The organism is Pseudomonas orientalis (assembly GCF_022807995.1).
GTDB lineage: Bacteria > Pseudomonadota > Gammaproteobacteria > Pseudomonadales > Pseudomonadaceae > Aquipseudomonas > Aquipseudomonas orientalis_B.
Genome location: NZ_CP094351.1, coordinates 187,651 through 208,062, shown reverse-complemented (window position 1 = coordinate 208,062; position 20,412 = coordinate 187,651). Strand labels below are relative to the sequence as shown.

Below are 20,412 nucleotides of genomic sequence, written 5' to 3'. Positions count from 1 at the left end.
GACGAAAGGCCATTTTTGTGTCAGATTCACGTATAAATCGCCTCAACGCCACGACTAAACATAGCGAAACTTCCAGAGATCACCGCTCTTCATCCAATACCTCTCAGCATCTGGTATTAAAAAACTAAAATCTGAACACTTGGATATCCAATCAGAATATGAGAGTTCCTCGTGGAATCGGTCTTGATCCATATGCATATATATTCTTCTATCAAAATTAATATAGAATACGGGCAACCTAGACGCTATACGCCCAACAAGACCGAATATATCCGCACTCAAACTCGCGCCTGACAAAAAGTAGCCCTCAACCTCTTTCAACAGCCGGGGCAAACTACAGTCGTCATCCAGCTCAAAAATTTTTGAAAGGTCTTCACCCGTCAACACGCTTTCACTAACACTATTTAGATACTGTGGAAAATTATCGGCTGTCAACTTTAAAATTCCACCACGGAACACCCTACACGCTTCTTCATACTGCGCCTGGGTAATATGCCCTTTATCCAAATATGCGCGATAGTCTTTTTCTGCATCCAATGAAAAGTTATACTTATAATCCAAAACCCAATAACACTTAGCACCACTTACAAAAAAACAGATACTTTTCTCACCAGACCATAAATCATCAAGCACTTCTTTATTTAAATTCAATTCCCGAACTCCTTTAAAAATTCTTCATGAGAGTAAACGCGGGCGTTGCTTGAGTGCTTTTCAAGCAATGATTCCCACACCTTAGGAAGCTCCAGCGCTGTCCCAGGCTTGGTCGGATCTACAATCTTAGGCGCTGACGGGTCTCGGTTGACTCCTGGAATCGGACGTTGAGGAACTGCGTTAGCCATAATTTCACTATGGAGTTTAGCATCGACATCAAATACAACTACAGTGCCATCCGGGCGTTTGTTTGTTAAGTAGTAGTTAGCGTGAGCGGCGTCCCCCACGCTGACGCAGAGCTGACCAGTGCAACCGGGATTGATACTAATACTCCCATCAGCATTTGCCGTGAGGCGGTTCTGGCTAGTTGCGGCTCCGGCGCCCCCGCCTTCGACTCTGAAATACTGCTCTGTTTTAGGCGTTTCCACCGTTGGCGGAGCTTTAGGATAAACACCGAATCCATCCGCGTCTGCTGAGATACCAGCCCCTTTATCGCCGACACCCGCCGTCGCTTTACCCACCGGAACCTTATTCAACCAGTTCTCGGTAACCAACGCATTACCCAGGTTAACGAGCATCGCAGCCCTTTCCGATGCATCCAGCGCTTTACCTGCTGCTCTTTCAAGCCAGGTAGTTTTTTTCATCCACTCGTTTAGGTGCGTTTCCTCAGCAGGGGTAAGCCATTTCTCTTGTATATACTTGGCGAAGATAATTTCATCGTCAGTCGCATAGGTCGCGCCCCATGGGTCTACACCTTGAGCGGGAGAAGCAGGTTTTTTAGGGTTCCCAACAAGCATCCCGTACATGTCGTAAGACACCGTGTGCTTGAACGTATCCAGGAGTTTTTGCGCAACGGGATCATCCATCTTGATCGTTGCAGACCTGATGCTTTCTGCACATTCGCGGGATTCACAGGCACTGATTGCTGCGGAGCGCGATGCTGAAAGTTCCTCATACTTTTTAATAATGCTGCGGATTTTTCCGTCAGAGCACCCTGTGCTGGCTCGACAACCATCCAACTCATTAAGCAGCTTTTCGGCTGTTGGGTGATCAAGGCTGTTGAAGGATGTCGCTTGCTGAGCGATCCATCCGGCGACGGCTTGATCCTTGTCGGAACCGCCCGTCGCGGCACTAACCGTCACACCAATCAGTTGAGAGGTCATTGCCAGCAACTGGTCGTGCATCGGCCCGTCAAAAATCGAGTCGCCCAAGGCCGTGACGAACGCTTCATTGGCTCCGGCGGCTAAAGCGCCAGACTTGAAACTGCCGCCCGCTGCCTCTGCGAGCAAACCACCCACAATGGCATGGGCACCTACCTTCGCAGGAATTCCCGTGAACTCTAACTGGGTACCCAATTTGTTATAGACAGACGCACTCAGCACGTTGGCTATCGAACTAATACCTGCTTGAGTAAGGGTCTCACTCAAACTACCGCCATTGAGTGCGGTGTTAGTGACCGCACCGAAACCTTGTTGCGCCAAGGTGTAGCTCGCAAATTTTGTGAAACCCTCCATCTCCCCCAAATTGAAGCCATGGGTAGCAGAACCTGCCTCCTCGGGCGATACCGAATAGGCTTTGTCGAGTACACCTGCAGCAAAACCTGCAGCGATTCCTGATGCGAGATAACCCTTGAGGCTATCGCTTGAAGTAACGTCCTTGAATGTATCGCTCAAGTTACCTTTGTTATTGATCCCGCTGACGACACTCTGAGTAATCATCGCCGTGTAGCTGGCAGATGCAGCGGCACCAGCAGCAGTACCTATGGTCGCTGCGGTAGTCGCACTCAACCCCGCCGCCGTTGCTGCGCTCGTTGCGCCTGCGCTGGCAGATGCCCCGGCTGCCGCCGCTGCTCCGCTACCGGCCGTCAAGACCGTCACAACGATGATCACGACAAGCATCGCACCAGTGCCCATGCCGGAATGGCTGTACTTGAAGGAATCATGCGTTTCCTTCACAAGCCGCCAATCGACATCGCCCCGCTTTTCAGCGTCTTTAAGCCACGCAAGCTGTGGGTCTGCCTTCACCATGGTGTCGATGGTTTGGCTGATGGTGTTCTGATTAATTTGCTTTACATCAATGTGCAGGCCATTTACCGCTTTAACGACCAAATCACCTTGGGAAATTAATGCCGTCTGACGCAGAGTTTCATCGGTGTTGCCCTTCCCCTTGGAGCTGTTCCACGCTAAGTCACTTTTGCTTTTCTCATGACTTTCCTGATGCAGGTCCTTGACCGCCTCGAACGTTACTGCCCCTCCGCTGATCAACGAGAGGTCCTTACCACTCTCGAGCTTGGCCCGCTGATATAGCTGATCACCGCCACTAACCAGCGACAAATCGCTACCAGTCTTGATCTCAGTCCCCACATTCGTGACGCGGGTCACCTCATCACGCTTGGTCTTCTTCGCGCCCCAGCCCCCCTTCTCCTTCATGTCGTAAAGGCTGTAGGTGCTGTTCTGCGCCGCCAACAAACTCAACTTATCCCCGCTATACAGATAAGCCTCATTCCCCGCACTGATCCTGCTCGCCACAATCGTGGTATCACGCCCCGCCTGGCTGACAAAATCCCCTCCCGCCGTCAGTACGCTCGCCACTTGCGTGGTCTGGTCGTCCGAGGTCTTGATGCGTTTTTTGCCGTCCTTTTCCTTGCCCTCAACATTGTGCATGTCGCTGACCGACGCGACGTTGAGGTCGCGGCCGGCGGCGATGTTGAGGTCTTTGCCGGCGGTGGCGGTGCTGCCGATGATGTTGACGTCTTGCCCGGCCTGCAGGTTGAGGTTGCCGCCCGCCGTGACGCTGGCGGCGAGGTTTTTGACGTCGGTGGTGATGCTGGATTTGTGCCCGCCGTCGCTGAATTCGTGCTTCACGCGAGTATCACTGGCGGCGACTAAATTGAGGTCGCGGCCGGCGGTAAGGTTGGCGTCGTTGCCCGCTGTCAGCGCGCCTCGGTTGGTGAGGTCGCGGCCGGCGTCGATGGCGAGGTTTTCGCGGGCGACGATGGTGCCGGCGCTGGTGTCGGTGAGGGTGCGCATGCCGGCGCCGTCACGTACCTGAATGGCGGTGGTTTCGTTGGTGATGTCGCCCTTGAGGGCCGTGAGGCTGACTTGTTTGCCGCGGATTTCGCCGGCCATGGCGTTGCGGATGCTGTCTTGGGCCAGCAGGTTGAGGTTGTTGCCGGCTTCGACCAGACCGCCGGTGTAGATGCTGCCGCTGCTGATGGCGGAGAGGTTGTTGCTGGCGCGCAGGGTGCCGACGTTGATCAGGTCGCCGCCGGTGACCAGGTTGAGGTCGCGGCCTTGGATGAGGCTGTTGCCGCGCACGTTGCGCGAGTCGGCCTGGGCCAGGTACAGCACCGGCACGAGCACGGTCTGGCCGTCGATGACGCGGTTTTCCATCCACACGATGTCGTGGGTCAGGGCGCCGACTTGCTGGCCGGTGAGGGCCACGCCGAGGCTCAGGCGCAGGGCGTCTTTGCTGGCCAGCGCGTTGTCCATCAGGTAGCGGAACTGGTCGGCGTCGCTGTACAGGCCGCCGGCGAGGAAGCGTTGGCCGGTTTGCGCGAGGACGGCGTCGCGGATCAGGCGGGTTTCGTACTGGCCGTCACCGAGGCGGCGCCAGGCGTTGTCGGCGTTGAAGCCGAGTTTGCCGAGCATGTAGTCGGAGCTGAAGAAGCCGGACACCGAGGTGAACTCGGGGTTGGTCTCGATCAGGTAATGGCTGGTGGGGTCGGCGTTTTTGACGAACAGGCCATACTCGCCCTTGGGCAGTTGGAAGGTGGGCGAGGTGGTGGGGTCGACCGGGGCGAAGGCGGTGCCGGTGTAGTCCACCGGAACGAAGCCGCCGCCGGGGGCCACGCCTACGACGGGCAAGACGCTGCCGGGGGCCTGGGCGCTCGGGTCGTTGGCGTGTTTGCTCAGGTTGATGTTGATGCCGCCGACGGGGATGCCGGTCTGGTCGTCGCCGAGGGTGCCGGTCAACTGGGCCAGGGTGTTGTTGTGCAGCGTGCCGTTTTGCAGGGTGCGGGCGACGTTGAGGTTGACCGTGCCGCCCGCCTGCAGGGTGGCGTCGTAACCGGGGCCGCCGTTGTCGGTCCAGGTGGTGACGTCGCTTGAATGGACGAAAGGCCGGCTATTGGGTGAGCGGCTTTTCAGTTCTTCGAAGCGCGCCTTATCGAAATTGCCCGCCGCCGTGGCCGCATTGAACGCGGGAACGTCGACATAGCGCATGCGCTCAAACAAATCGTCGGGAACGTGCCCCGGCGTGTTGACGACAATTTTGCGTTGCCCCGTGCGCGTGGCGGCGCCTTGATTGAGCAGGTCACCGGCGGTGATGCTCAGGTCGCCATTGGCGGCCATCAGGCTGTAGCGGTTCTGCACATTGTCGCCTTGCAGCAGCATGTTTTTGCCGGCCACCAGGCGCGCCGATACTGAATCCTTGGTCGCCGCCTCAAGGTACGTTTCGTAGATGGTGATCTCGCCACGTTCCCAGTCGTCTTTCTCGCCGCAGTGTTGCGAACAAACCCAATACAGGCTGCCGGTGGTGAGCGTCTGCCCGAGTTCGAATTCGTCCTTGGCGTTTTCGATAAAGCCTGCATTGATGCCGATCGAGCCTTCGCTTTCCACGGTGCCGGAGCGGTTGCTGAACAGCACGGCGCGCCCGCCATCGCGGGCGGCGAAGCTCAAGTTGCCTTTGCTGTAGACGTCGCCATAGCTGTTGCTGAAGCCATTGCTGCGCAAGGTCATGTCGCCGCCGCTGAACAGCAGCGAATCGGCGGCATTGGTGATGCCGTTGACCGCCGTGAGGTTCACCGCGCCCTGGGCACCGAGGGTGCCACGGTTGTTGATTTGCGCGGCGGCGATATCCAGTTGCTGGCGGGCGGTGAGGAAACCGAGGTTGTCCAGGGTGCCGCCCAGGGTCAGGCGGGTATTGGTGGCGGCCAGGCGGCCGCCGTTCTGGCTGAGGTTGTTGGCGGCGACGGTGAGTGTTTGCAGGGCCGAGACGCGGCCGCTGTTGCTCATATCGCCGGTGGTGATGCTGATGTCACCGTCGCTGAGCAACTCGCCGCCGTTGTCCAGGCTGGCCACGTTGAGGATCAAGCCCTTGGCGCTGGCCATGCGGTCACCGGCCTTGAGGGCCAGCGCCTGGTCGCTCTTGTAGGTGAGCACATCGTTGAGTTGCACGCGGCCCAGGCCGTCGACGTTGCCGAAGGCCCAGTCGGCGCTGCCCATGCCCTGGATATTGCCCTGGCTGCCGGAGAGGCTGGCGGTGTTGAGGTGGAACAGGCCGGTGCCGGCGTGTTGCAGCATGCCGTTCTGGTTGTTGAGGCTGGCGGCGTCGAGGCTGAAGGCCTGGCTGCCGAATTCCAGGGTGCCGTTCTGGTTGTTCAACGCACCGCTGAGGTTGACGCTGCTGCTGGCGCCGCCCAGGGCGCGCAGTTGCCCGCTGGCGCTGTTATCCAGGTTGCCGCCGGTGAGGGTCAGGCCCTGGTTGGCCTCGATCAGACCGCCCTGGTTGGTGAGGGTGTCACGTGAGGTCAGGCTGATCTGATTGCCGCTGACCTGACCGCCCGCGCTGTTGTCGAGGGTGGCGCCGCTGACGGTCACGTGTTCTTTGCCGAACAGTTTGCCGCCACGGTTGGCCAGGGTTTCGACAGTCAGTTGCAGGTTGCCGACCAGGCTTGCCATCAGGCCGCCGCTGCCGTTATCGACGCTGTTGGCGGTGACGGTCAGGCTGTCGCCCTGCACGGTGCCGCCCTGGTTGTGCAGGCGGGTGGTGGTGAGCACGGTGGGGGCGCCGCTGCTGAGGATCAGGCCCTTGCGGTTGCTCAGGTCCTGGCCGCTGTAGGTCACGCCTTCGGCGCCGGCCAGCAGTTGGCCGTTGTCGTTGTTCAGCTGCTGCGCGGCGATGTCCAGGCGCTTGCCGCGCAGGGTGCCGCCGTCGTTATTGAGGGTGGTGAGTTGCTTGACCAGCACGCTGCGTTCGCCCGCGTCGATCTGGCCGCCGACGTTGGTGAGCAGGTCGCTGACCTTGAGCACCACGTCGCCGCCATCGCTGACCAGTGCGCCTTTGTCGCTGTTGTTGAAGGTCTGCGCGGTGACGTCGACGGTCTGGCCCAGCAGGATGCCGGCGCTGTTGTCGAAGCGCTCGCCCTGCAGTTGCAGCAGGCCTTCGCTCTGGATGCGGCCCTGGGCATTGAGCAATTGGCCCGGGCCTTTGAGCAGCAGGCTTACGCCCTGGGCGCCACCGGCGAGCAGGCCGGCGTTGCGGTTGTCGAGGCCGGAAGCGCGTACGTCGAGGCGGTCGCCCAACACGCGCCCGGCGCGGTTGTCGATGTCGCCACCAGCCACGTCGAGCAGCAGTTGCTTGCCGACGATCGTGCCGCCCTGGTTATCCAGGCTGGCGGCGTGCAGGTCGATATCGCCCTGCCCGGCCTGCAGGCGACCCTGGGCGTTGTTGAGCTGTTGCGCGGCGGTCAGCGTGAGCTTGCCGGTGTCGGCGCTCAGCACGCCGTCTGCGTTGCTGCCGAGGGTGCCGGCTGTAACGTTTAGATCGGTGCTGGCCTGGGCAAAACCCTGGTTGTTGTTGAAGGTGTTGGCGACGCTCAGGTTGAGCGCGCCGCCGTCGGCCTGGATCAGGCCCTTGAGGCTGTTGTCGAGGTCGCTGGCATTGACGGTCGCGGTTTTGGCTACCAGTACACCGTTCTGGTTGTTCAGGTTGCCGGCGTTGACGGTGAGGTCGTTGGCGATGACTTGCCCGCCGTTGTTGTTAAGGTCGGCGCTGGTCAGCGCGAGGCTGCCGCCGGCCATTTCGATACGGCCCTGGCGGTTGTCCAGGGAGGCGCTGTTGAGCGTGGCGGCCTGGCCTTCGCCGAAGCGGATCAGGCCGCCGAGGTTGACGATGGCCGGCGAGCTGATCACCAGGCTCTGCTCGCCGAACAGGCGCGCGGTGGCGCCCTGGTTGGTGAGCTTGGCGCTGCTGACCTCGATGTTCTTGGCCTGGATGATCGCGCCCTGGTTGGTCAGCGCTTGCGCGGCGGTAATCGCCAGGCCTCGGCTGGCCAGCAGGTTGCCGCTGGTAGTGACGGTTTGTGCGTTCACCACCAGGTCGCCGGTGGTGTTGCGGGTGTTATCGGCGGCGACGCCGGCTTCGATGATGCCGGGGTTGTTCACGCTGGCCGCGTTGATCTCGATGCGCTGGCCGGCGGCGATGCTCTTGCGGTTGACCAGGTCCTGGGCGCTGCTCAGTCGCACGTTGCCGTTGGCGTAGACCTTGTCGGTGAGGTCGACGGTCTGTGCGCTGACGTTGACGTTACCGGTGGCCGCCGCCTGCGCCATGCTCAGGCGCCCGTTGGCGTCGAGTTGGATATCGCCGCCACTGGCGGCGAGCGTACCGTCGAGCTTCACGCCCACACCGGCCTCGGTGCCCACCAGCTTGATCGCGCCGGCGTACATGCCGCCCAGGGCCGACGAGTCGATCGCCAGCTCGGGTTTGGCGCTGCCGTCATCGGCGCGCACGGTGGTTTTCAGGCTTTGCGCATCGACGTCGTTGCGCCCGGCGATCACGTTGAGTTCGCGGGCGTTGATCTGAGCGTTGATTTTGGCGGAGCGAGTGATGATGTCGAAGCGCTCGACGTTGCTGGCGTTCAAGCCTTCGCCGTCGATGGTCACGGCGCCGCCATCGACCTGGTAGCTTTTCAACTGGCCGGTTGGGTCGATGACCGGCTTGCCGGTGGTCAGGGTGACGTTGGGCGTGTTGATAAAGCCGCAACCGCTGCACGTCACACCATACGGGTTAGCCACGATGACCTTGGCCGACTGCCCCGCCACTTCGGTATAACCGCGCAACTGACTGGCGCTGCCGCCGTTGACTTCGTTGAGGATGACGCTGGCCGCGCCGCCCTTGAGGTTGGGGTTACCGACAATGATCCCACCCAGTTGGGTGTTGACCATGGGGCCGTTGCCATTGTTAAGGATCACGCCGTTGGGGCCGACGTTGTAGTCCTTGAACTGGTTATGAGACAGACCCGCGCCGTTCGGCGTGGCGATATTCACCACCGGCACGCCGTTGCCCGCCGCGCCCACGGTAGTGCCCGGCGCGCTGACCACGATGCCCTCGGCCTGGGCCAGCAGCGGCTGCCAGAACAACGCATTGGCGAGGATCAACGCCAGCCCGCGCTTGGGCAGGCCTAAGAACGCGTTTCGCGGCTTCAGGGCAGCAGAAGGTTGGCGGGCCAGGAAGGCGAATTGTCGAACGTCCATTTTCGTAGTCTCGTTGCAGCGGGCATTAAGGACATGCGGCAGTAACCGGCGCTGGGTGCTCGCTCATTACTGTCGACATGCGATCATCAGGCTGGCTGGCTGACTGGAGATAGAACGTCAGCTCTTATTTCCATATTGAGAAAATGCCATTACTTAGCCATCAAATCGCCGAATAGGTTAGTACAAAGAAAGGGGGAAAAGTTCGCGAGGGATGTGTGAATTGGATCCCACTTATCGGAATTTATGGGTGGGGGTGGTTTGAATAGCGTTGGCGCAGCGGGCGAGTGGGATTGATCAGTTGCTGCCACGTCAGTGGAGGCCTACCTGAGTTCGGAAGAAGCGGCCGAAGCTCAGGGAGGATATCTATTGTTTTGCGCAACTAGTCGATGGGACTTCTGCGACAGGGCCGGGCGTCTCTAAACTGGAGTGCTCTCATTGTGGCGACTAGGCCTGGAATACTGGCGATTCTGCACAGATTTTGGAGGACGAGGATACTTGGAAATATTGGAGCGGGCTCTGCGTGATGAGGTGCGCCATCAAGCGCAGAGCTAAGGGTGAGTTTGTGGGGATTCCTCAGGGTCTGGCCCCTATTCCCCCAAAAACACCGGCGCAAGGCCGGTGTTGAGAATGTCAGATGAAGTTGAAACTTCAACAACTCACCAGACCTCATGAGTCTCAGCTCTGTAATTATTTTCAATACGCTCAACAAGCAATGGCGCACTGATAATTCCTCTTGTGGAGTGCCTCAGCTCTTCCGAGCTAATCTCTCTCTCCAGCCGAAGTGCTTCGCTTCCATTCCACAGCCAAATAGAGCCTCCCGGCCCGCCATTCCTGGAACGGAACGTAGGAAACACTTGTAACCTTTCGGGAACCGGAACATTTGCCACAACGGATAGAAGGCCTTGATTTACCGCACTTTGAACAACAAAAAATGCGGAAAATTGTGGTTCACCATCAACTACAACCGAAAAATCTTTTGGTTGTTCATTATGAAACCCTGGGAAAACACGAATTAAAAAACCAAACTCCGGATGTTTATGAGTAACTTGCGCATATGCGACACCCTGCGAGGTTAACACCTGCAAAATGTCGCCCAGCTTTACTTTCTTAGCCATTTAAAATCCTTCATATCCAGCTTTTTTCAGCAGCTCGGCGCCGCGAATCAAACCCTGTTCATACTTAGTTGGATTTTTGACAGACGATATAGAGTTTATCTTATTGATTAATGTGCCGCCATCTTTACCAAGGCCATGGTAATCGATCAGTGTTTGCTCGACTGCCCGTGCGTCAGCACGTGACAGGTTCTGTAAACCCTCTATTCTGTCAATCGTGATGCCTTTTTCTCTGAGGTGAGCTTGACCGCGCTTAACTATGTCGTCGGTTATTCCAACATAACGAGTCACGCCATCGACAACGCAGTTATAAATACAGGTCTTTCCGCCTATAGAGGCAACCTCACCTGCGCCTTTTGCATCACCGCTAACAACATCCGCTCCAACCGCTCTCGGCTCATTGCCCACGTAACGCTGCCAATCCGGATGGTAAGGATCAGCCTTCATCTCGTCCGTAATCTTGGTAAGGCTAGTCGGCTTAGGAACTTCACCTGCGCCTTTTGGACCAAGAGCGCCACCTGTTACAGTCTCAACATTCCGCGCCGCCGCCGCAGCATCCGCAGTAGCAGCTACCTCCTTCCCAAGACTACCAAATCCACCAACGCCCAGAGCCCCACCGCCAGCCATCGCAGCACCAAAAGGCACCTCTACTGCTGCTATTGTCAGTTCGGTACAAGCTACCGGGTTCATCCCACAGGCATTTAACAGGGCTGGACCAAGTAACATGCCTCCTGTCACTGTTCCGACTACAACAACACCACCCACCAACGTATAAGCAAGGCTTTCACGACGCTCACCATACATTTGCGCCGAGCACGCCTCTGTGCTCAGTCCTGCACAGTTTTGCTCCTTGTAGTGCTCGTTTTCAGCGTTGATGCGCTCTTCGGCTTTTTGTTCAAGCGTCTTACCCTCAGTTAATGCAATGGCAATATCAGCCACTGAGTTGTTCTCAACGGCATTGTTGCCAGCCTTTGCACCGGCAAGTGCACCGCTCAGGTCACCTCCTGCAAGCCCGCCTGCCAAGCCCGACGCCAATGTCGAAAGCGCCGATACTGTCTGTTTCTGCTTCTCGCTCAAATTCTCGGTTTTAATACCCGGATACAACTGCGCCGCAATCAACTCCCCCGTACCAGCTCCTGCGGCACCGGCAACCGCCGAGTTCCCTTGGGCTTGTGCAACTACAGCACCCAATACCACGTGGGCCATGATTCGGGCGGTATCGTTGCCCTGCGCTGACTGCTTGATGAGGTTCGCCAGATAGGGCGCCGACGCGCCCGCAAGTGCGGAGCCGATGTCCCCGCCTGCCAGCCCTTGCAAAGCTGCCGTCACCGCTTGAGCGGCACGTTGATAATCGCCCCCCGTTCCGTACGGTTCCATCACCGTACGGGTCACCTGTGCAGCGATCTCTTTATCCGTCGGCTGGGTATTGCCCTCACGGATAAGCTTGTCGCGCGCAGCCGCTACCGCTTCGGGATCTTTTTGAGCATTGGCCGCGTTAATGGCACCTTGAGTGCGTGTGATATCCGCCGCCTGAGTACCAATATCCGCAATCAACTGCACTTGCCGCAGCCGTTTCTGCTCTTTCTCCTTATCGAAGATGGGGCTGATGGCGCCGTTGGCGTGTTCAACATCGTGGCTCAGCGTCGCAACATCCTGCTGCTGTTTGGCAGGGCCGCGGATGTTGAGGGTGCCGTTGGAAATGGCCGAGGACGTGGTGCCGCTGTCGCTGTCGCCATGGTTGAATGCGACCAGCGTGCCACTCGGCATATTGCTGACAAAGCCTTCGGCACCATTATTGCCACTGCTGACGCTGGCGCTCTGCAACTGGCTTGTGTAGTCAGCCTTGTTCTTTAAAACGCTCCAGCCGAGGGTGCCGGTGTTCAGGCGGTTTTTGTCCGGCGTGGCCGTGCTGGCGATCACGCTGCCATCGAGTTGGGTATGGTTGCCCACATCGACCTGGTAGCCGCCCTTGCCGCCGAACAGGCCAGTTTGCTCCTGCACACTTGTATAGTTGGAGTCGATCTTGCTTTTGCTGACGCTCAGCGAGCCGCTACCCGTCATGGTGCCAATCGTGAAACTCGCGCCGCCGCTGACATCTGTTTGCTTGGACTTGTAGTCGTCGGTGTCCTGCAGACTTTGCAGCGTCAGGTCGCGACCGACTGCGGCTTTAATCTGATCTGCACTGACCTGCGCGCCTTTAAGGATGGTGTCGCGCCCACTGATCAGACTGACTTGCTTGCCAGCATCCAATGTCGTTTCTGTCCAAGTTGTACCGGTGCCTTTCTCGTTGCCGCTGCCCTTATTCGCATTGGCAAAGATGCTCAGGCCAGCACCACTGGAACCGAACCCAAAGCTGAGACCTATGGCACCACCGCCACTGCTGTTCTTGCCATCAAGCTTTTGTGTGTTGGCGGCGGCTTCCAGGCGGATATCACGCTCTGCAGCCAGCGTCATTTCATTGCTGGCCTGGAGCTTGCTGCCCTGAACGCGGATATCACCGGCGTCACCCGGCGTACCGTTCCCCTGCGCCACGATGGTGAGTTTATTGCCGCTGGTGAGGCTGCTGCCTTGGCTTGCTGTCTGCTCCTGGGTCTGTTTGGAGCTGGATTTTTGCGAGCCGAGCGAGATGGCAATGCCGACAAACTGCCCAGCGTTGGCGCCGGTCATGCCTCCATTCTGCTGCGCCGCTTGCCACGCCTGCACCCCCGTCAAACCCGCCTTCACACCTTGCAGCGCCGAGAGGCGGCCGTCGTCCTCGCTTTTGGCTTGCTTGGCAGTTCGGTAAGCGGAGTCCACCGCGCTACCCACGGTGCCGGAGAGTGCCAGGGTCAAACCACTGGTTTTGCTTTTGGCCGTCTGTTCGCTGCGGTTGTTGTTTTCGGACGCCAGGATGCTGACATTTTGCCCAACCAGGCTGATGTCTTTACCGGCAACCACGTCAGAGCCTTTGATGGTGAGGTCTTTGCCCGCCCGGATATCCACGCTGCCCAGCACACTGCCGACGTTGCTGGCCCGGGTGGTTTCGGTGCTGCTGGTGAGGGTGTTTTTGTTGCTGCTTGAGCCCAGGGTGACGCCGATGCCACCGCTGCTCATCAAGCCCGATTTTTTGGTCGAGGACGAATGGCTTTGCTCGAAGGTTTCCGTCGCGCCGTCGATCACCACATTACGCCCGGCGATCAGGCTGGTGGCGTTGGTGGAGACCACGTCACTGGCGCTTGTGCCGATGTCTCGACCGGCACGCACGACCACCGTGTCGGCGCTGATGGAGGAACCCTGTTGGGTAATCTGGTTACTGCTGTCGATACGCGTCTTCTGGCTGCTGGACAGCAAGCCGTTGCTGGTCTTGGTCTTGCGGTAGTAGCTGTAGTCGCTGTCTTGGGCGGCGTTCAGCGTCAGATCATTGCCCGCGTAGAGATAGGCTTCCTTGCCCGCGCTCGCGCGGCTGGCGCTGACGGCGAGGTCGTTGCCTGCACTCAGGGAGAGGTTGTCGCCAGCTACCAATGAGGTGCCTACCTGCTGAACGTGATCCTCTTTGCTGGTGACCTTCTTGGAATCAAACGCCGAATGCTGTTCATTCGCCGCCGAAGCCAGGTTCACATTGCCCTTGGCCACCAACGCCAGATCACGCGTGGCATTCAATTGGCTGCCAATGGCGCTGATGTCCCGCGCCGCCACAATCTGGAAGTCCCGCCCGGCTTCTACCACCGTGCCGTACTGGGTCACGTTGCTGCTGCGCGAGTAGGTGCTGACGCTATTGGCGTTACGTTGTTCGGCAGTGACGAGGTTCACGTCACGCCCGGCCTGGATACGGGTGTCGGTACCGCTCTTGAGCACACCGCCGGTGCTGTTGACGTCGCGACCGGCTTGCAGGGTCAGGCTGTTGGCGGCTTCGATGCGCGCGGCGTTGTCGACGAAGTCGCTGCGTTCGGTGCGGTAGCCGCTGCTGCTCTGGTGGCTGGTGACCGTGCGTTCGTTGAGCACATCGCCATTTACCGCAGCGGCGCTGACGTCGCGCCCGCTGATGATGCCGCCGGCGCGGTTGGTGAGGCTGTTGCCGGCCAGCAGGTCGAGACGGTTGCCCGCTGCAATGAGGCCACTGTTGACCATGTTGCGTCCGGCGCTGGCGGCCAGGTTATTGGTGGCGCGCAGGGTGCCGACGTTGGTCAGGTCTGTGCCGCTGACCAGGCTCAGGTCGCTGCCGGTGATCAACGCGCCATTGGGCGCCAGGCGGTTGTTGGCCTGAGCCAGGTAGAGCACCGGCACCAGCACTTGCTGGCCGGCGACGGTGGCGTTTTCCATCCACACAATGTCGTGGGTCAGGGCCGCGACTTGTTCCGCGGTGAGGCTTACACCTACCGACAAATTGAGCGCCTGGCGGCTGCCGATGGCGTTGTCCATCAGGTACTTGAACATCGCCGTGTCGCTGGTTTGGCCGTCGATGAAGCGCTGGCCGGTGCGGGCAATGACCGCTTGCTGGATCAGGCGCTGTTCATAGAGGCCGTCGCCCAGGCGTTTTTGCGCCTGGTCGGGGTCGTAGCCGAGCTTGGACAGCATGTAATCGGAACTGAGGAACTGGCCGAGATTGGTCAGCTGCGGGTTGGTTTCGATCAGGTATTTCTGTGGGTTGGAGACGAACTGGCTGTCCGGCAGGCCTTGCACGCGGTTGAGGGTGACACCGTCGGCCGAGGTGCCGGTACCGGCTACCACCGGCGCGGAAACCGGGGCTCGGTCTACGCTGCCGCCGCCCAGGGTCCAGCCTTGCGGGCCGGTACTGGCCGGTGCGCTGGCGCTTTGGCCGCTGAGGCGGAACAGGCCGCCCTGGCCGCTGGGCAAGGTAAAGCCGGGCAAGCTCAGCGGGTTGATCTGCTGCTGGGCCAGGTCCGGAGGCAATTGCGCGTTGAGGGTGACGCGGGTCGAGTAACCGTTGGCGGCACTGGCGCCGGTCGCGCCGGTGGTGGTTTTTGCACCCGCCCCGATGTAGGTGTAACCCAGGCGCACCACGCTGTTGTCGATACCGGCCTGCGCCTTGACGTCCACCGCGCCGCCAGCCTGAATCACGGCGGCGTAGCGCTGATCATCGCTGGCGATTTTGGTGACTTTGCCGAACTGGGTGCGCTCGCTCTCCATGATGCCGACGAAGTTGGCCACGGCCGCTTCAAGGCCGCCAAGGTCGTTGGGCGTGTAATTCGGGCTTTGGTACCAGTACTTGTTGGTCAGTGCGCTGGCGGCATTGAACCAGGCACGTGGATGTTCGGTGCGCGCGGAGGTAAAGAGCCGGTACGTCTCGGTCTCGCCGGTTTCGATCCCCGTATTGACCAGGCTGTTCAGGCGCGCCGTGAAGTTGCCGCCGGCTGCAATCGAACTGCTGCTGTTGAGCAGGTCGCCGCCGGCCAGGGTCATGTTGCGGCCGGAGGTGATGCTCGAGCCGGCACTGGCGGCGGTCACTTCCAGTTTGTCGCGGGTCACCACTTCCCATACGTAGTTACGCCCTGTGCCACCGGCATGGCAGTCGCCGGCGTTGACGTATTCGATGCAGGTGCCTTCGGTGGCGGAGGCGGTGTATACGCCCGCATCGTTGACGGTCAGTACCGCACGTTCATTCTTGATCGTGGCGGCGGTGAGGGTCAGGTCACCATCACTCTGCATGCTCGATGAGCTGTTGATAATGCTGTCGGCCAGGCCGCCCTTGCCGTCGCGATCGACACTCAGGTTGCCCATGCTGTAGAGGTCGCCGTAGCTGTTGTTCAGCGACGCCACGCGCAGGCCCATGTCGGCGCCGCTGAAGATCAGGCCGTGGTCGTTGAGCAATGCGCCGGTGTTGACCGTGAGCGCTTGCCCGCTGCCGAGGGTGGCGTAGTTGTTGAGCGCACCTGCGTCGATCAGCAGGTCGGTGGCCGAGGTCAGGCGGCCACGGTTGTTCAGGGTGCCGCTGAGGGTGGCGCGGGTCACGCCGCCGCCGGCGATGCTGGCGGTGTCACTCAAGTTGGCCTGGGCGGCGGTCAGGTTCAGTTTGCCCAGGCTGCTGATGCGTCCGCTGCTGTTCAGCGCGCCGCTCAAGCTCAGGTCAAGGTCGCCGTCGCTGGCGATAAGGCCGTTGGTGGACCAGTTGCCACCGCTGCCGATAAAGCGCCGGGCGCCGAGCAATTGGCCGGTCGCGGTCTGGTCGAGGCTGTTGACGTTGACGGTCAGTTGCCCGGCCTGGATCACGCTGCTGTTGGTCCAGGTGTCCTGGGCGATGGTCAGGTCGCCACGGGTGACCAGGCTACCGCCCACATCATCGAGATTGCGCGGCGCGATGCCGAAGGTGCCGGTGCCCACATGCAGCACGTTGCCGCCGAGGTTCTGCAGGCGGTCGGCGTCCAGGGTCAGGTTGGTGTTGGCCGTTTCCAGCACGCCGTTGCGGTTGTCGAACAGCCCGCCAATGGCGAACTCGGTGGTGCCGCTGTTACCCAGTGCGCGCAGGCGGCCGGTCTGGTTGTCCAGGCTGGCGGCGCGGACCTTGAGGGTGGATTCGCTTTCGATGATGCCCAGGCGGTTATTCAACGCGCCGCTGAGGTCCAGGTCGACCTGGCGGGCGGCAATCTGGCCATCGTTGTCGCCGCTGTTATCGAAATCGTGGCCGACCACGCGCATCAGGCCTTTGGCATAGAGCCCGCCGTTGCGGTTGTCGAAGTTGCCGGTGGTGACCAGGCCGTCGCCGGCCTGGGCGGAAATGCGCCCGCCGTAGTTGTCTACGCCACCGGCCTGCAGGTCCAGGGTCTGGCCCTGCATCACGCCGCCCTGGCGATTGTTGGTGAGGTCATAGCCGTTGCGCAGCACACCCACCACTTTGGTCTGCAGCAAGGCCTGGAGGCTGGCGAGGGTGCCGCCACGGTTGTCGAGGCTGGCTGCGCCGGCAGTGAGGTTGCCGGCCTGGGCGAGCAGTTTGCCGCTCTGGTTGTCGACCGCATCGGCCACATCGAGGGTCAGCGCGCCCTGGCTTTGCACCGAGCCTCTGGCGTTGTCGAGACGGTTGGCGCTGAGCGTGAGGTCAGCGTTCTGGCTGTAGATCAAGCCGTCGTTGCCGTTCTGTACCAGGCCGCTGGCGGTGATGCTCATGCGCGCGTTGGCCGCCAGCGTGCCGCGATTGCGGTTATCCAGGCCGCCGGTCAGCAGCGTCAACAAGCCTTGGCTGGCGAGCTGGCCGCCCTGGTTGTCGATCTGCGCGGCACGGCTGATCAGCAGCGGGCCGGCGCTGGCCAACTTGCCGTTGGTGTTGGTCAGGGTCGCCAGCAGGTCCAGGCGAGTGGCAGCGCCGCCGTTGATAGAGCCGGCGCTATTGTTCAGATTCTGCGCGGTCAGGTTCAAGGCCGTGCCGCTGTCGATGGCGCCACCGTTGGCGTTGTTCAGCAGCCCGGAGACGTTGAGGGTTTGTTCGGCGGCGCTTGAAAGTACGCCTTTGTCGCTGTTGTCCAGCTCGGCGGCGCTGACCGTCAGCGCTTTCTGGCTGACCAGCGCACCCGCGCCGCTGTTGAGCAGGCGGCCGGTGAGCGTGGCATTCAGGTCGCCGTAGCGGCTCGACAAGGTGCCGCCGTTGCGGTTGTCCAGGCTTGCGGCAGTCGCGTTCAGGCCTTGCCAGCCGGACATCAGCCCGTTCTGGTTGATCAGTGCGTCGGCGTTGAGCACCAGCAGGTTATTGCTGATCAGCTTGCCACCGCTGTTGTCGAGGGTGCGACCACTGAGGCTCAGGGTCTGCGCGCTGGAGAGTTCGCCGCCCTGGTTCTTCAAGTCGCGCAGGTGATTGATGCTCAGGTTGCCGGCAGTGGTGATCAGGCCACCGGTGTTGTTCAGGTCGCCGGTGGCGGTGCCGAAGTCCAGGGCAATCGCGCTGCCCAGCAGCGAGCCGTTCTGGTTGGCCAGGCTCGCGGTATTGATGCTCAGAAGGTTGGCCGCGTTGATCAGGCCCTGGGCCTGGTTGGTCAACGGGCCGCTCACGTTGAGCAGGGTGTCGCCACGGCTGGTGAGGGTGCCGCCGCTGTTGTCCAGGCTGGCGGCGCTTGCGTCCACCGCAGCGGCGGCAATCATGCCCTTGACGTTGGTCAGGGCCTGGCCGATGCGCAGCGCCAGGGTGGTGTTGCCGAGCACCTTACCGCCGCTGTTGTCGAGGTTGTCGGCCGTGAGGGTGAACGCCTGGCTGCTGGAGATTTCGCCGCCCTGGTTATTGACGTCCTTGAGATTGTTGAGCATCAAGAGCGGGCCGTTGATCAGCCCGCCCTGGTTGTTGAATTGGCCGCGATTGAGTTCAAGGGTCAGGCCGGTGGCGCTGGTCACCTGGCCGCCTTGCTGGTTGTTCAGGTCGCGGGTGTCAATGCGCAGCGCATCACGCGCGCTGAGGGTACCTTGTTGGCTGTTGTCGACGCGTGCGCTGGTCAAGGTCAGGCTGCCGTCCGTGACCAGGCGCCCGCCCTGGTTGTCCACCGCGTCACGGGCGGTGATGCTCAGCGGGCCGGCGCTGGAGAGCGCGCCACCACGGTTGACCAGGGTGCCCGTGGTCAGGGTAAGCAGCCCTTCGCTGCTGATCAGGCCCTGGTTGCGGTTGAGCAATTGATCGACGTTCAGGTTCAGGCCAGTGCCGGCCACTACCAGGCCGCCATCGCTGTTATCCAGTTGCGTGCCGTTCACCGCCACGCCCGCACGGCTGGAGAGTTCGCCGTTGCGGTTGTCGATGCTGGCGACCTCGACCTGCACGCCGCCGGTGCTGGCGACCAGGCCTTTCTGGCGGTTGTCCAGCTTATTGCCGGTGAGGTGAAGAACGCCCTGGCTGGTGACGCGCCCGTTCTGGTTGTCGAGCGTGCCGGCGTTGAGGCTCAACGCGTTGCCGGCCGTGACCAAGCCTGCGACGTTGTCCAGGGTGGTCACAGTCAGGGTGGCAGTGTCCAGGCTGGAGATTTCGCCGCCGGTATTTTGCACAGTGCCCAGCGTGGCAGTCAGCGGCCCGTTACTGGCGATCAAGCCGCCCTGGCCGTTCTGCAGCGCGCCGGCGTCGATAGCCAGCGCGGTGTTGCCGAGGACTCGTCCGTTGTTGCGGTTATCGAGGGCAGTCGCCGTGACGCGGGTGCTTTGCCGGGCGCTGAGAGTGCCGCCCTGGTTGTTCAAGGTTGGGGAATCGACGCTCAAGCTGCGGCTGCCGATCACGCTCACGCCGTTGTTGTTAATGGCCTGGCCGTGCAGGCTGACGTCACCAGTGGTGTTGCGGGTGTTATCGGCGTTGACGCCGGCTTCGATGATGTCTGCGTTGGTCAGCGTCCCGCCGCTGGACAGGGCAATGCGGTCGCGTGCGGCCAGGCTTTTGCGACTGTTGAGATCGCCCTGGGTTTGTACATCCAGAGCGGTACCGGCATACATCGGTCCCTGAGCGTCAAGGCTGGCGGCTTTGACATTGATTGCGCCGCTGGCGGCGGTCTGGGCCAGGCTCAAGCGCCCATTGGCGTCGAGCTGGATATCTCCACCACTGGCGGCCAGGGTGCCGTCGAGCTTCACGCCCACACCGGCTTCGGTGCCTACCAGTTTGATCGCGCCGGCGTACATGCCGCCCAGGGCCGACGAGTCAATCGCCAGCTCGGGTTTGGCGCTGCCGTCATCGGCGCGCGGCGTGGTGTTCAGGCTTTGTGCATCGACGTCGTTGCGCCCGGCGATCACGTTGAGTTCGCGGGCGTTGATCTGCGCGTTGATCTTGGCCGAGCGGGTGATGATGTCGAAGCGGTCGACGTTGCTGGCGTTCAGGCCTTCGCCGTCAATGGTCACGGCGCCGCCATCGACCTGGTAGCTTTTCAACTGGCCGGTCGGGTCGATGATGGGCTTGCCGGTGGTGAGGGTGACGTTGGGGGTGTTGATGAAGCCGCAACCGGCGCAGGTCACGCCGTACGGGTTGGCCACGATGACCTTGGCCGACTGCCCCGCCACTTCGGTATAGCCGCGCAACTGGCTGGCGCTGCCGCCGTTGACTTCGTTGAGGATGACGCTGGCCGCGCCGCCCTTGAGGTTGGGGTTGCCGACGATGATCCCGCCCAGTTGGGTATTTTGCAGCGCGCCGTTGGCGTTGTTGAGAATCACGCCGTTGGGGCCGACGTTGTACTGCTGGAACTGGTTATGGGACAGCCCCGCGCCGTTCGGCGTGGCGATGTTCACCACCGGCACGCCGTTGCCCGCCGCGCCCACGGTAGTGCCCGGCGCGCTGACCACGATGCCCTCGGCCTGGGCCAGCAACGGCTGCCAGAACAGCGCGTTGGCGAGGATCAGCGCCAGCCCGCGTTTGGGCAGGCCGAAGAACACATTTCGCGGCTTCAGGGCAGCAGAAGGTTGGCGGGCCAGGAAGGCAAATTGTCGAACGTCCATTTTCAGTTTCTCGCTGCGGC

Annotated in this window: 4 protein-coding genes; all 4 read right to left on the bottom strand. The window is 60.9% G+C overall.

Translation table 11 applies throughout. The features are described 5' to 3' along the window. Window positions 1-54: 54 nt before the first annotated feature. The gene (locus MRY17_RS00790; protein ID WP_243353120.1) at window positions 55-651 is read right to left on the bottom strand and encodes a hypothetical protein; all 597 of its coding nucleotides are present in this window, start codon (window positions 649-651) and stop codon (window positions 55-57) included. Beyond that, window positions 648-8,906, bottom strand: a complete 8,259-nt coding sequence (locus MRY17_RS00785; protein ID WP_243353119.1) for a DUF637 domain-containing protein — start codon at window positions 8,904-8,906, stop codon at window positions 648-650. The genes MRY17_RS00790 and MRY17_RS00785 overlap by 4 nt, the downstream gene beginning before the upstream one ends. Before the next feature lie 656 nt (window positions 8,907-9,562). After that, window positions 9,563-10,021, bottom strand: a complete 459-nt coding sequence (locus MRY17_RS00780) for a hypothetical protein (protein ID WP_083227352.1) — start codon at window positions 10,019-10,021, stop codon at window positions 9,563-9,565. Beyond that, window positions 10,022-20,392: a hemagglutinin repeat-containing protein gene (locus tag MRY17_RS00775; RefSeq protein WP_243353118.1), complete on the bottom strand. Its 10,371-nt coding sequence runs from the start codon at window positions 20,390-20,392 to the stop codon at window positions 10,022-10,024. It abuts the gene before it with no gap. Window positions 20,393-20,412 lie beyond the last annotated feature (20 nt).